Annotated in this window: 10 protein-coding genes; 4 read left to right on the top strand and 6 right to left on the bottom strand. The window is 46.2% G+C overall.

Going from position 1 to position 15474, the window contains the following annotated elements:
- Positions 1–412: 412 nt before the first annotated feature.
- Positions 413–1624: an MFS transporter gene (locus tag EKM70_RS07170; protein ID WP_225416400.1), complete on the bottom strand. Its 1212-nt coding sequence runs from the start codon at positions 1622–1624 to the stop codon at positions 413–415.
- 321 nt (positions 1625–1945) lie between these two features.
- On the opposite strand from EKM70_RS07170, the gene lysS reads away from it, so the two are divergent.
- Positions 1946–3457 carry a lysine--tRNA ligase gene (gene lysS / locus EKM70_RS07165; RefSeq protein ID WP_125546550.1) on the top strand — a complete coding sequence of 504 codons (1512 nt, stop codon included), beginning with the start codon at positions 1946–1948 and terminating at the stop codon, positions 3455–3457.
- 21 nt (positions 3458–3478) lie between these two features.
- The gene (locus tag EKM70_RS07160; protein ID WP_125546548.1) at positions 3479–5005 is read left to right on the top strand and encodes a UDP-N-acetylmuramoyl-L-alanyl-D-glutamate--2,6-diaminopimelate ligase; all 1527 of its coding nucleotides are present in this window, start codon (positions 3479–3481) and stop codon (positions 5003–5005) included.
- Positions 5006–5257: 252 nt separating this feature from the next.
- On the opposite strand, the gene potE is transcribed toward EKM70_RS07160, so the two are convergent.
- The 5 genes from potE to EKM70_RS07135 all read right to left on the bottom strand — a co-directional run bounded on the left by potE (position 5258) and on the right by EKM70_RS07135 (position 13832).
- On the bottom strand, positions 5258–6625 hold the full coding sequence (potE, locus tag EKM70_RS07155; protein ID WP_125546546.1) for a putrescine-ornithine antiporter: 1368 nt from the start codon (positions 6623–6625) through the stop codon (positions 5258–5260).
- 108 nt (positions 6626–6733) lie between these two features.
- Positions 6734–8920 (bottom strand): ornithine decarboxylase, encoded by a 2187-nt coding sequence (gene speC, locus EKM70_RS07150; protein ID WP_125546544.1) that lies wholly within the window; start codon positions 8918–8920, stop codon positions 6734–6736.
- Positions 8921–8953: 33 nt separating this feature from the next.
- Positions 8954–11119, bottom strand: a complete 2166-nt coding sequence (speC, locus tag EKM70_RS07145) for an ornithine decarboxylase (RefSeq protein ID WP_125546542.1) — start codon at positions 11117–11119, stop codon at positions 8954–8956.
- Positions 11120–11757: 638 nt separating this feature from the next.
- On the bottom strand, positions 11758–12759 hold the full coding sequence (locus EKM70_RS07140; RefSeq protein ID WP_125546539.1) for a LacI family DNA-binding transcriptional regulator: 1002 nt from the start codon (positions 12757–12759) through the stop codon (positions 11758–11760).
- Between the two features lie 110 nt (positions 12760–12869).
- Positions 12870–13832: a hypothetical protein gene (locus EKM70_RS07135; RefSeq protein WP_125546538.1), complete on the bottom strand. Its 963-nt coding sequence runs from the start codon at positions 13830–13832 to the stop codon at positions 12870–12872.
- 160 nt (positions 13833–13992) lie between these two features.
- Here EKM70_RS07135 and EKM70_RS07130 point away from each other — a divergent pair, with 160 nt between their 5' ends.
- Positions 13993–15159 (top strand): thiolase family protein, encoded by a 1167-nt coding sequence (locus EKM70_RS07130; RefSeq protein ID WP_125546536.1) that lies wholly within the window; start codon positions 13993–13995, stop codon positions 15157–15159.
- A gap of 80 nt (positions 15160–15239) precedes the next feature.
- The gene (locus EKM70_RS07125) at positions 15240–15404 is read left to right on the top strand and encodes a hypothetical protein (protein ID WP_225416399.1); all 165 of its coding nucleotides are present in this window, start codon (positions 15240–15242) and stop codon (positions 15402–15404) included.
- Positions 15405–15474: the final 70 nt, after the last annotated feature.

Genomic DNA, 15474 nt, shown 5'->3' with positions numbered 1-15474 from the left:
GATGATGGCTTGAATAGCTCATCGATTGTTGTTACTTTTTTATAAAAGCGAATTGACTTCGCAAATATTGTTTGGGTTTGATATAAATATCAAACCGCCCTACACATATTTGGTTTGTCGAAACAATGTTCAGTTTTCAAAGGTCTACCTGGTTGCTCGTCTAAACAAGCAACTCATAAAGCATATCATTCAATCGAATTGCTGTCAACAACTAAATTCAAAGTTTTAAATTGGTCTAGTTGGTTTTTCGTAACAGCAACGTATACAACTATACCAACCAGCACCCAAATCGTCAACCGAAAATTGACAATTAAATCATCTTTTTTCAAAGGCGAACTGCACAAGAAAAGCGTCTGGAATTGCGCCGCAAAAACCGCACAATTTCAGACGCTAATTCAATTGTCGTCCGTTGTTATTTTGAGTGCCGCCGCAAGAGTGGCGCAACACCAAGAACAAATCCAGCCGCAACGATAAAATCAACAATGGCACACAGGAAGAACAGGAACTTAAATGACGTGAACTGACCAATCACGACACCCCCGAGAACCGGACCCAATGCCTTCCCTACCGACGAGAACGAATTGACTAGCCCCTGATACTTTCCCTCATTTCCCACGGTGTAGGCATTAATTAACGCCGGGACTCCTGGGACATAGACAGCTTCCCCAACCGTTAAAAGCGTCATCGCCGTGAATAACACGATGATTCCAGAAGTTGTTGTCATTAACAGAAAAGAAAAGGCAATGGCTAGTAACCCCAAAAGAATCTGCCACGGAATAATCCGTACATGGCTGGCCTTAGTCATCAAGGCCTGAACAATAATCAAAAGAATACCATTGTAGACCCAGAGATAACTGTAAAGTTTAATGCCTAATCCTTCATCCTGGATGTAGACCGAGACGTTACTCATCCACTGTGCGTAAGTAATCCACATAAAGACCAACGTTAAGAGGACAATCACAAGACTCGCAACAGGGAGTTTCTTTCTATTAGTTGTCGTTTGCTGTGTGCTTGGCGTAATTGTCTCATCCGTGCCACTAACCTCAAACTCAGCCGCTTTCCAACGCCAAAGAGCAAAAGCGCCAAGGTAGCAGACAATCAGCAAGGTGAAGATCGGCCGCAGACTATGATGGAAGAGAACCCCGATACTAGCAGTCCCAACAACCAACCCTACGTTAATGAATATATATAGTAGATTAAAGAGTTTACTATCATTATGACTAAGCTGTGCCGTAATTGCCGTAATCAGGGTCAACATACCCCCAGTCAGAAGTCCAAAGATAATTAGAACAATTGGATAAGCGATAATGCCATTCCAGATAAACCCGAAGCCAGCATCAATCACCAGCGCTGCGAGCATGCCTAACCCAACCGTTTTTGCCGAGTAGCGATCCGAGAGGACCCCACCTAGGTACCCCCCCAAGACATTACACCCGGAGTAAGCGGCCAAGATCAGGCCACTCTGAACCAAGTTTAAATGGAGGTTTCCGTGAAGATAGATGGTTGTTAACGGCCACATCACACTGTACGCCGTGTTCACCAAGAACCCCAGCACCAGCAACGGCCACATTCTACGAATCGTTTTTAACATATGTCGTTTCCCGCCCTTCAATACTAATTCCATTCTATCATCACCTGTCACTGACTGAAACACCCGAATTAATCATTCCCGCCTGTCGTTTACCTGATCTCTCCGTGGTTTTCTTACAAAAGTTCTAATAATTCAAGCTATACATAAATTGTTCCAGACCAATTTGCTAATTCGGCTTACAAAAGCCGTCAAAGTCACGTTTGCCATGCTAGCACCCCCGAAAGATTTATACATTTTTCTAAATAAAATTAACTTTTTTAGCGATTTCCCTTGCTTATTTGGCCGAAATAAATTAGATTTAAGTTAGATTTGGATTTGATTTACCGAATCAATACTTATTAGGAGGCCACATATATGAGCAATAATCATACAAACAGTTCCACGCAACCCGACTTAAACGATCAAATGCAGGTTCGGCGGGACAAAATGAACAAGCTCAGTGAACAAGGCATCGCGCCATTTGGACACCGGTTTGACAGGACCGATACTAGCAAGACACTTAACGAAAAGTACGGTCAAAGCACTAAAGAAGAGTTGGCCGAAGATAAGCATGATGTGACTCTTGCTGGGCGGGTAACCGCTAAGCGTGGTAGTGGGAAGGCCGGATTCGTCGATATTCTCGACCGTTTCGGTACTATCCAAGGCTACGCACGGCAAGATGAACTCGGTGAATCTGCCTACGACTTATATACTTCTTTGGACTTAGGTGACTTTATTGGTATTCATGGTTACGTCATTAAGACTGATACCGATGAATTAACGGTTCGAATTACACACCTCGAATTCTTATCAAAGGCGTTACGTCCGTTACCTGACAAGTTCCACGGTTTAACGAACCAAGAATCTATCTACCGTAAGAGATACTTGGACTTAATCGCTAACCGCGATAGCTTTAACCGCTTTATGCAGGTTACCCAGATCAAGCGCGCCGTGCGTGAATACCTGGATAACCAAGGCTACATTGAAGTCGACACGCCTGTTTTACAGACGCAAGCCGGTGGTGCGGAAGCACGGCCATTCATCACTTCTTCTAACGCCCTCGACATTCCTTTATATCTCCGGATTGCCACGGAACTTTACCTGAAGCGGTTAATTGTCGGTGGATTCGAAAAGGTTTACGAATTAGGCAAGGACTTCCGGAATGAAGGGATTGACACCCGTCATAACCCTGAATTCAACATGATTGAAGTTTATACCGCGTATACGGACTATAACGACGTCATGGACTTAACGGAAAACATTTTCCGTTACACTGCCCGGAAGCTTCACGGCGACGGCCACATCACTTACCAAGGCACCCCTATTGACCTGGAATCTCCATACAAGCGAATTCACATGGTTGATGCTGTTAAGGAAGTTACTGGTATCGACTTCTGGAAGAAGATGTCCGTCGAAGATGCTCGTAAGTTAGCTGACGAAAATGATGTTGAATACGAAGACTACTGGACCGTTGGTCACTTCATCAACGCCTTCTTCGAAGACAAGGTTCAAGACACCTTGATTGACCCAACCTTCATTTACGGTCACCCAGTTGAAATCTCACCATTAGCCAAGAAGAACCCTGATGACGGCCGGTTCACTGACCGTTTCGAGTTATACATTAATGGTAACGAATATGGGAACGCCTTTACCGAATTAAACGACCCTGTCGACCAACGTCAACGTTTCGAAGCACAAGATGCCGAACGTGACGCCGGTAACGAAGAAGCCCATGGTATTGACGAAGATTACCTGGAAGCCATGGAATATGGTATGCCACCTACTGGTGGACTTGGAATCGGGATTGACCGGATGACCATGCTGTTAACGGATGCACCTTCAATCCGAGACGTCATGTTATTCCCAACGATGCGTCCTAACGAGTAATCTTTGAAAAGAGGCAATTGCATGAAAGCATTCCAACTGATTGCGTTACTACAAGAACATGATTTGTATCAAAGTAATTCGCTAAAATCAGACGACGTTTCCTTTGAATCATTAGCTTATGATTCTCGCAACGTCAGTGAGAATGGTCTCTTCATCTGCAAAGGCAAGAACTTTTCAGTTGATTACCTAAAGCAAGCCATTGCTAATGGGGCCACTAGTTATCTCGCTGAAACTGATTATAGTGACGTGGTTTCCGTTCCGGGGATTATCGTCAACGACGTGCGTAAAGCCATGTCTTTAGCCGCCCAACTATTCTTCGGCTTTCCCCAAAACGATTTATTTCTGATTGGGTACACGGGAACCAAGGGTAAAACCACTTCCACCTACTTCACTCACAACATCCTTGAACATGCTCACCCCGGTGAGGTTGCCATGTTCTCAACTATCGACCGGATTGTCGGCCAGGGTGCGAAGAACCAATTCAAAGCTCACCTGACCACCGCAGAATCCTTCGATCTATTCAAGGAGATGCGAGAAGCCGTGGATAACGGCGCGAAGTACCTGGTAATGGAAGTTGCCTCTCAAGCATACCTGCTTGACCGGGTTTACGGCTTACAGTTTGACGTTGGTATCTTCCTAGATATCACACCAGACCACATCGGCATTAATGAACATCCAAACTTTGCGAACTATCTGTTCTGCAAACAACAACTATTGCTGAATTCCCGTAACGTGGTGATTAATGCGGATACTGATCACTTCGATGAAGTGCTCGCTGCCGCTCAAGTCTCCACCGCACCCGACCACATCTTCACCTATGGGATGAATTCAGACTCAGCCAGCGTTTCGATCACTGATAACCAAGCTAGCTTGACGGCAAGTACCTTCAACTTAGTCGTTAACAGTGATAACCCAATGCTTGCCAGTCTCGCACAAACCTACAACGTCTCCGTTCCTGGTGACTTTAACCAAAGTAATGCTTCCGCAGCCATCCTGGCCACCGCAATTGCGGGTGCCTCCGCTGAGGATATGCAATACGGTTTGGCTAACACCAAGGTTCCTGGCCGGATGCAATTCACCCGGACTAAGAATCACGGAACCATTTACGTGGACTATGCCCACGATTGGGGCAGTATGAATGCGTTACTGGGCTTCCTGAGTACCCAATTCCCTGATCAACGCGTCATTGCCGTTCTGGGCAGTACCGGTGATAAGGGTGAAGACCGGCGAGAAGGTTTCGCCCGCGCCTTAAACGATTTCGCTGATGTTGCTTACTTGACGGCCGATGATCCAGGTCACGAAGACCCAATCAAGATTGCCGAGGAAATCGACAGTCACATCGACCATTCAAAAGTTGACACAACGATCGTTCCAAAGCGTGAAGACGCTATTCGCCAGGCCATTACCGGAGCATCCAATACGGATCTCGTGGTTCTAGCTGGTAAAGGTGAAGACAAGTATCAAAAGGTTAATGGTGTCGATACACCTTATCCTTCCGATCCAGTCGTTGCCGCTAACGTCTTAGAATCGTTAGCTGACGAAGCTTAACACTTTCAAGGATAACGAATCATATTTAAACGTAAACAGCACGACAGATGATTTTAATCACCTGTCGTGCTGTTTTTTTGCTATTCTGTCTAAACGGGATACCCATCCAGTTTTATTAACGCTGTCGAAACGGCCTGCAATATCCCTTACCCCAGACCAGCACCAAATGCTCGGAACTCAATGGCTCCGTTCCGACCAAAGAAAAAGCCGTCAGCCCGCTCACGCGGACCAACGACTTTCTTTAATAACTAATTAGTTAGCTTCAGCTTCAGTAGCTGCGGCTTCCTTGTTAGCCTTGTCAATTTCCTTTTGGTCTAAGTCAAACTTAGGCGAAACGAAACCGTACATAGTCCAACCAAAGAAGGTAACTAATGAACCTAAGACCATGGCTTCGGCACCAGAAGCGTACATTGCGTACAGTGAGTAGAATGCAGCAACGACAGCTAAGGCGTTCGTAACCTTGAAGGTCATGTTATGCTTGCTGATTCCGGCACTCAATTGAATGGTCTTGGAAGCACCCATGGAAAGAATGTAAGGAACCAAGTTAGTAATAACGGCCAAGTTAACCAGCACGTTGAATTGCTTGTTCAAGTCAGGACTGATAGTCATGAATGACAACAGAATTTGAACAACCAATAAGATAGTCATACCGGCAATTGGAGCACCGTTCTTCGTAACCTTGGAGAAGATTGCTGGGAAGTAACCTTCATCGGCAGATGACTTGAACACTTGGGCGATGGTAAATTGCCAACCCAATAATGAACCAAGACATGCAAGAACCATGACACCTTCAACAACTTTACCAGCCCAGCCACCGAACATGGTTGAGAAGGTTAAACCGAATGGGGCGTTAGAAGTCAGCAATGCTGAGTTCTTAACGATCCCGGCCATAACGTTAGTGGAGAGGATGTAAATAATCCCGGCACCAATCGTCCCAGCCATAACGGCGATAGGCACGTTCTTTTGTGGATTTTCAACGGCATCCATGTTGGCAACCGCAGATTCAAGTCCTAAGAAAGCCCATAACGTAATTGGAATTGATGAAGCAATCCCATCGAAGAAACCAATGTGATTTGGATTCCATGAAGAAGCGTACATTGATGGTGAGAACCAGAACCAGCCTAATACGGCCAAGATAACAACTGGGAGAATAACACCCCAGACAGTTACGGAACCAATCCGACCAGTCAACTTGGAACCACCGAAGTTAAGCAACGTGGTTACGATAACAGTACCGATAACCCAGAAGGTAACTTCGATTGGCTTCAAGGTGATGTCTAAGAACACCGTCAAGTAACCAACAGCGGAAACCGCGATGGCAACGTTGGCGATAACCAGTGACAACCCGTAGGTAAAGTTACTCATGAAACTACCGTCTTTACCATATGAGTATTCGGCGTATCCACCCATACCACCGGACTTTTTACTAAACATACCGTTTCTGGCGAAAACCCAAGCCAGACAGAGGGCCCCACCTAAAGTTACAACCCAAGACAGAACGGACATTGTCCCGACTTGTGCTAACTTAGATGGCAACATAATAATCCCGGAACCAAGCATGTTGACAACAGTAATGATGGTTAACTGCACAACACCCATTTTCGTGCTATTTTCTGCCATTTTTCTAACCTCAATTGAATAAAATTTTGAAACGAACAATTGCTAGAATGCCGGCCCAAAAAGAGCCGACATTCATTAGTATAAAACTAGAATCTCTTAAAGTCTAGGTTATTTTGCGGCATCCTTGTCGTAAACGTAGCCGTAAGCCTTAACGCGGCCGTCTTCTTGAGGTTCCATGTAGACACCTTGGATTTCAGGGTCAAATCCAGGGAAGTTGTTGATACCTTCTTGGAGAATCGTGAAGTAAGTTGCAGCTTCTTGATTCCAAACTTCACCTGGGGCAACACATAAGATACCAGGAGGGTATGGAAGTGCACCTTCAAGGGCAGTTTCACCAACAATCTTGTCCAGTGGAACTAACTTAGCGTTGTTAGCAACTAACGCCTTGTCAGCATCGTATGGGGTCATGCTTGGCTTTGGCCAAGTCTTTTCCCGGAACAATGCACGTTGATATGCCTTAGCATTCGACTTCTTGTAGAAGTTGTGAATTTCTTGGCAAAGTTGACGGATCGTGTAACCACGGTACCGGTCAATGTTTTCAGCGTAAATCTTAGGTAAGACATCACTAAGTGGTGCGTCTTCCTTAATCAACTTTTCAAGTTGAAGAATGAAGTTAACCAAGTTGTCCATCTTAGCCTTAGTTTCAGCAGGGGTCAACAAGAACAGAATCGAGTTCAAGTCAGACTTTTCTGGGATAATCCCATGTTCACGCAAGTAGCTGGAAATCAGCGTTGCAGGAACACCGAAGTCTTCATATTCACCCGTTTCCATGTTGATACCTGGAGTCTTCAACATGAACTTCAGAGGGTCAACGAAGTACTGGTTGTCAGCATAGCCGGCAAATGAGTGCCACTTTTCACCCTTACCGAAGCGCCAGTAGTCGATGTCGTTAGCAATCGTATCAGTGTCAACGTCTTCCCACTTCTTACCATGAACAGTGGTAGGAATGAATGGCGTAAACATCGTGGATTCCTTAAGCATCCGCTTACGAGCTTCGATACCCAACTTAACCGTGTCGATCCACATCTTGGCACCGGCAGGGCCTTCCATCATCTTGGCGTTAACGTCAAGTGTGGAGTAGATTGGGTAGAATGGTGAAGTAGAGGTGTACTTCATGTAGGCGTTGTTAAACCGTTTGTGGTCAATGTAACGCTTCTGACCCTTGATGTGCTTATCTTTCTTGTGAATCTGAGAAGCTTGTGATAAACCACCCATTTGCTTGTGGACGGATTGGGTAACGAAGATACCTGGATCTTCTGGCCCTAAGTCGTCAATAAGTAATGGTGAGCTATCCTTCATCATAGGAATGAATTGTTCGTATCCAACCCATGCAGAGTCAAAGAGGATGTAGTCACAGAGGCGACCGATCCGCTTGATAACTTGACGTGCGTTGTAGATACTACCATCGTAAGTCCCTAATTCAATGATAGCTAATCGGAATGGACGCTTTTCTTTAGCTTTTTCTGGATCCACCTTAGCAGCTTGTGCACGGATGTAATCTTCATCGAAAGCCGCGTCATCAATACCACCGATGAAACCGAATGGGTTCCGTTCAGTTTCGAGGTAAACTGGTAAACCACCAGCTTGTACCAAGGCAGCGTTGTAGTTAGACTTGTGGTTGTTCCGGTCGAACAATACCAGGTCGCCTGGCTTAACAGCCGCGATATCAACGATTGCGTTAGAAGTCGTCGTACCATTCATAACGAAGTAAGTCTTGTCAGCGTTGAAGACACGTGCGGCATGCTTTTCACCATCAAGGGCAGCACCACCGTGGGTCAACAAGTCACCAACTTCGACGTCAGAACTACTTACGTCAGAACGGAACAAGTTTTCTCCGTAGAAGTTGTACAGTGCACGACCAGCTGGGTGACGTAAGAAGAATTGTCCACCATGGTGTCCTGGCGTATCAAAGTTCAGGTTACCTTCTTCAACGTAATGTACCATTTCCTTGAAGAATGGAGGAATCATTTTGTCTTCATACGTAGCAGCAGCGGTTTCAATTTCACTGTCGTAGATGTTCCGGTAACTCTCGTCATTGTTGTCCAAGAAATGGAAGACCATTTCACGAACACTTGCATCAAGAGCTGCGGAGTCAGCAGTTAACATAAATACAGGAATATCGAACTTCGTTGCATTAATTAATTTAACGCTGGCGATGTCTTCGTCAGAATCAGTGACGACGGCAGCAGCAATATCGGTGAAGTCAGTCTTACCTACGAGATCAACGATCTCACGGTCAGTACTGAAGAATTTAAGAGCTCCTTCAGAGCTAGCTATTTTCAAAGGCTCAGCCATTTTCGATAATTTCCTTTCTATTTCCGAATGAGTTTACTTTTTGCTTGAATCGTAAACGTAACCGTAAGCAACGGTCTTGCCGTCTTCTTGCTTGAAGTAAACACCTTGAATTTCTGGTGCGAAACCAGGGAACTTGTTAATACCTTCTTCAAGAATTGAGAAGTAGGTTTGAGCAACCTTGGTCCACTTTTCACCTGGGGCAACACAGAAGATACCAGGAGGATATGGTAAAGCACCTTCAAGGGCAGTTTCCCCTTCGATATCACTCAACTTAACTAACTTAGCATTGTTGTGTAACAATTCAACGTTAGCGTCGTATGGAGTCATAGCTTGTTCTGGGAAGTAGTCAGCTAAGAACATCTTCTTTTGGTATTCCTTAGCGTTGTTACCCTTGTAGAAGTTGTGTAATTCTTGGCAAAGTTGCTTGATAGTGTAGCCGGCGTAACGGTCTTTGTTACGTGCGTACAGACGAGGCAATACCTTAGATAATGGGGCATCGGCCTTGATCAAGCTTTCGAAGTTAACAATTTGGGTTACCAAGTTGTTCATCTTAGCTGGAGTTTCGGCAGGAGTCATCAAGAATAAGATAGAGTTCAAGTCATTCTTTTCTGGGATGATCCCGTGTTCACGTAAGTAGTTAGCTAAGATAACGGCTGGAACACCGAAGTCTTCGTATTCACCGGTTTCAACGTTGATACCAGGAGTCGTTAACAAGAACTTGTTAGGGTCAACGAAGTATTGGTTATCTTCGTAGCCGTCAAATCCATGCCACTTAGCTCCCTTTTCAAAGCGCCAGTAGTCGATGTCGTTAACGATCTTTTCAGTGTCAGCATCTTCCCAGTTCTTACCATTAACAACTGGTGGGACGAATGGACGAATCATGGTTGCGTTCTTTAACAGACTCTTACGAGCGTTAACAGAAGTTACCAATGCATCATGCCATAACTTCTTCCCAGCTTCCCCTTCTTGCATCTGAGCGTTAATGTCCAGAGTAGCGAATAATGGGTAGAATGGTGAAGTAGAAGCATATTGGTTGTAAGCGTTGTTGAACCGTTTGTGGTCGATGTAACGCTTCTGACCCTTAATGTGCTTATCCTTCTTGTGGATTTGTGATGCTTGTGAGAACCCAGCTTGTTGTTTGTGGGTTGATTGAGTTACCAAGATACCTGGATCTTCTGGTCCAAGGTCTAACAGTAATGGAGAACTGTTCTTCATCATAGGAATGAATTGTTCGTATCCAACCCAAGCAGAGTCGAATAAGATGTAGTCACAAAGGTGACCGATCTTTTCAACAACTTGCTTTGCGTTGTAGATAGTCCCATCGTAAGTCCCTAATTGAATAACAGCTAAACGGAATGGGCGCTTTTGCTTGGCCTTTTCTGGGTCAACCTTAGCAGCTTGCTTCCGGATGTAGTCTTCATCAAAGTCGCGGGCATAAATCCCACCGATGAATCCGTAAGGGTCACGGGAAGTTTCTAAGTAAACTGGACGGCCACCATCTTTAACGAGGGCAGCGTTGTAAATGGACTTGTGGTTGTTCCGGTCGAACAGAACCAAGTCACCGGGAGCAACAGCAGCACCAACAGCGATGTTGTTAGAAGTTGAAGTCCCGTTCATTACGAAGTATGTCTTGTCAGCGTTGAAGACTTGTGCAGCATGCTTTTCAGCATCCATAGCTGGACCTTCGTGAATTAACAAGTCACCTAAGTCAACATCGGCGTTACAGATGTCGGCACGGAAGACGTTTTCACCGAAGAAGTTATAGAATTCGCGACCAGCTGGGTGCTTAGCAAAGTATTGCCCACCTTGGTGTCCTGGACAGTCGAACTGGATGTTACCCCGTTCAACATATGACTTAAGGGCTTTGAAGAATGGTGGTAATACACTATCTTCGTACTTTGCGGCAGCCGATTCAATTTCACGATCAACCAATTTACCATCTGACTTACTGTTTAAGTCAACAATGTGGTAAATCTTTGCCATCAAATCGCCCTGGATCTTTGAACTGTCTTTACTGAGAACAAATACGGGCACACCAAACTTTGTTTCATCAACCGCATTGATAGGATCAAGTTCATCATCCATCACAACGACAGCTGCGGAATCAACGAAATCAGTGTTGTTAGCATCGACGATTTCACGAGTAGTGGTGAAATACTGCCGAGCTTCCTCAGTAGACGCAATCTTTAAATTATCCATGAGAGCCTCCTTATAAAATTTACAATTTTTACCACGATCCCCGGATGAGGGAATCGAAGTAAGACTTACACTCTTATTTTTACTACATTTTGAAAGCGCTGACAAGGGGGTCTTTCATTTCAAACCACCCTTTATGCCTCATTAGAAGATGATGGGAATTCTCTTTTTATCAATAAATATACTCATCCATTGGATTGATTACCCGCTCAATAAAGCAGACCAATCCGGCTCAAAACCGCGCGATAACGCCTTCCTTGGCAGGAGAAACTTTTCACGAGCACAACTAATAATATTCAAGTCAAATGTATATTCCAGTCTAAAAATCGTCAAAACATCCGATCACTTTTCATTCAAAAATAATTTTTACTTTTTTTTACTAACCCCACCAAAATTCACTTTATGTGGTCACCTTAGACCATTAAATGATCGCCCCATAGCCTAGAACATATCTGTTTTCAATAGTTTATAGTCTCTTTTGACTTTGTTTTCGCAAACTGTTTTCATTGGCTTAAAAGAAAGCTCTTTTATAGGGCAACCGGTTGCTTTATTAAGCGGTTTCATTTTCATTCATGCTTTTTTAATTTTTTATGCATAAAAGCCAAAAAGGACCACCCTAAATCGGGTGATCCTGGGACACTTTAGATATGTTTAACACTGGACCGTTTGACCAGTCCAATTGGAAGATTCAATGTTTCACGTGGAGTTTGTGGCTTTTGATTCAGCTCTTCCAGCTTATCAAAGGCTGCACGACCAATGTCCGACGCTGGAATCAGTACCGATGACAACTGCGGATGCGTATAGTTATCCAATTCGGAGTTTCCAACCCCCAGTAACGACTGTGTATCTGGGACGCGTTGCCCCTTAGAGGCTAATCCGCGCATCATCCCAATCGCAATCTCATCTGCAGCGGTAAAAACCGCCGTGTAGTCTTGTAGATTTGTCGTCTTAGCAAAACGATAGCTCTCACTGAGCGACGGCACAATGTGGAAGATATCCTGTTCCTCAAGCTGAAGGTGATACTCCGCGAGTCCCTCACGAAACCCGGCAATGATCTCTGTGTTCGCATGGTTCTCTTGGGGAACGACCACCGCCATCTTACGGTGCCCATTAGCCAGCAGGTACTCCGCGGATAGGACTCCCACCTCATGTAGGTCAACCCATACGTCGGAATCACTAACCGCTGCATGGCTATTGACGATGACGTAGGGCACTTTGAAGGCCGCCGACAGCTCTCTGAGGATCTTGGCTGGCACCACGGGTTCACAGAGAATGAGACCATCAACTGGCTCTCTAAATAACCCCTTGAGGTCCCGCAAATTGTCCTCGTAGGTATCACCCACTTCGTAAAGGGAAACGACAACCTCAGTCCCCGCCGATTCCCGGATGCCCGCAATGACATCTTGATAGAAAAATTGATTAAACGCTGTCATAACAACACCGAGCCGATAAATTTTCTTGGCATATCGCGGCACCACTGGGCGTTTTTCGATATGATAACCAAGTTCATCGCGTAGCTGGAAAACTCGTGAACAGGTTTCCTGACTGAATCGCTCACCCTTACCATTAAGAATCAGTGACACGGTTGTTGGTGAGATTCCCGCTGCCTTGGCAATGTCAGTGATTGTGACCTTCTTGACCATAAAAAGCACACCTCGCCAAATAGTTATTATAAGTTAATCATAAACTATTCTATCGCCAGGTAAAAGTTTTTTGTGATTTTACCTGCAAATTCAAGAACGGTCAATCGTGCCTAACGCTTACGCCGACGACGGCGTCGCTGTTTCCGACTATATTTAATTTGATTAATGGGTTTGGTCCGTTTCATCTGTCGATCCGCCGTAAATAACTCCCGACTAACAGCGGGGTGGGCCCGCAAATAGCTCTGAGTAAAGTGATCAACGGCCGCGTGGTCCTGCGTATCGACTCCGGCCTGTTGCATGGCCTCGGTTAATCCTTCGTAGAACTTTTCCAACTCAGGATTGTACATCGTCACCAACGCTTCATGTTGTTTGAGTACCCAATCCTGCAATTCGGTAGCGTGTGTCAGTTGATTAGTTTGCGCGAGATAGGTAAAAAGCGTCGTCAGGGCAAACGGAACCAACTGGAAGAGTCCGGCAACCCGATCGCGCTCATCTAGCAGATGTGTGAATGGTCCAAACATGATGCCGCTCAACGTGCCGACAGTCCAATCCTTTGGTGCCAACTTTCTCCCAGTAATCATGAGTTCAGCGGTGGTGTGGATGATCGTGACGAAGTGTCGTTGATCGGCGACCGTTAAATTCATAACTTCCGGTTGGGTAAACATCGCTTGAACCCACTGCTTTACCTGCTGGACAACCTCATCGTAGTCCGCCTCTTCCTGTTCAGCCTTCGCATGCTTAGCCACTAATGCAGGCCGAGCCTGCTTCAGTGCCGCAACCAATGGCTTCACCTGTTGACCCAGCGCCTCGAAGTAAGCCGTCAACACAGGGACAACCGCCACGTAGTACACGTGGGGCTCATCAACTAAACTTGGGAGTGCGGCCAATGTTCCGGTAACTTGCCGGGGTGTCCAGGACCCTTGATTGAGATCCACCGTTTTACGGGCGGCCAATACATCCGTCAGAATCTTCTTGGCATACTTTTGTTGGTTGGTCGACAGCTTCTTGAACTGCGTGGTTGCGAGAAAGTCCGCCACCGTCAGAGTGTCAACCGCTTCATCTGTCTGTTCCATTACAACTAATCCCCTATCTTGTAGACTCCTTCTCATTATAAGAAAAGTCTTTAAGAAAATGCAAATCCTCACCCTATTCCAGCCGTCCACCAAGACAAAAACAGCAAAGTCGGTTATATTTAAGTTTCGGAAACTCATCGGAAAAGGAGAATTCAGATACATGGCAGAAGAAGTTGTCATCGTCAGCGCCGTTCGGACGCCCATCGGTAAATTTGGCCGGAACTTTCGGTCAGTCTCTGCCGTTACATTGGGAACCATCGCCGCTAAGGCCGCTATCAAGCGTAGCAGTCTCGAACCCCACATGATTCAACAAACTATTTTTGGGACCGTTCTACAGGCCGGCCAGGGGCAAAACGTGGCCCGTCAAATTGAATTGAATGCGGGCATGCCCGTCAGCAGTACCGCCATGACGGTCAATCAGGTCTGTGGCTCTAGTCTCAAAGCCATTCGTCTGGGACAAGGTGCCATCCTCATGGGTGACGCGGATGCCGTTCTAGTCGGGGGAACCGAAAGCATGAGTCGGGCCCCTTACCTCAGTCACCATGCCCGTTGGGGACGCAAATTTGGTGACCTGACGCTCACGGACAGCCTTTCCAAAGATGGCTTAACCGACGCCTTTAGCCAAGATCCCATGGGAATTACGGCCGAAAACGTCGCTGAGAAATTCCATGTGAGCCGGGCCGATCAAGATGCCTTCGCACTACGTTCCCAACAAAACGCCACATTAGCCCAGGCCGCTCATCGGTTTGATGCGGAGATTGTTCCCGTCCCCGTGGCCGGCAAAACAATTACTCAAGATGAAGCCGTCCGGACGACGACCTCCCTCGACCAGCTTGCGGCCTTGAAACCGGCCTTTAAAACTAACGGCACGGTCACTGCCGGAAATGCCGCTGGCCTCAACGACGGTGCCGCAGCCATGGTCTTGATGCGCAAGTCCGCAGCCGTGGCCGCTGGCATTCCCTACCTCGCCACGTTACGCGGCTATCAGGAGAGTGGCATCGACCCACAAATCATGGGTTACGCGCCAGTCACTGCCATTCGTAAAGTTCTTCAAGATCACCAATTAACAGTTGCTGACATCGATCGGTTCGAAATAAACGAAGCCTTTGCCGCCCAATCAGTCGCCATTACGCGGGATCTTCAGATTCCCGCTGACCGGTTGAACGTCAACGGTGGGAGCATTGCCCTGGGACATCCTCTAGGAGCCTCCGGGACCCGTATCGTGGTTACCCTACTGCACGAACTCCTGAGGACCCAGACTCACCGTGGTCTTGCCGCAATGTGTATCGGCGGTGGCATGGGGATGACCTTGCTAGTCGAACGCTAACCGAAGAAGTCTGATATAATGCGGTTAATAAATTGAAATGAGTGAGGTGCCCCATGCTGACAGCAGATTTTGACGTCAAAATGAAATTATTAATTTTAGCAAGCCTGGGCCTAATCATCCTCTGTGGCACGTTAGTCACGGTAGCCCGCCGGCATACGGCCTACCGGCGTCACTTACCCGGGGTAATCGGTGCGATGGTGGTTCTAGCCTTCGTTCTAGTCTCACTGCTTATGATTCACAATTAACCTTAATTTAACGACAACAGGTCCCAGCAACACGCCGCCAATTCCGGTGCACGTTGCTAGGACCTGCTTT

It is taken from the genome of Levilactobacillus lindianensis, from assembly GCF_003946095.1.
GTDB lineage: Bacteria > Bacillota > Bacilli > Lactobacillales > Lactobacillaceae > Levilactobacillus > Levilactobacillus lindianensis.
Note: the sequence above shows the minus strand (reverse complement) of the source record. Positions and strands in the feature narration are given on the sequence as shown.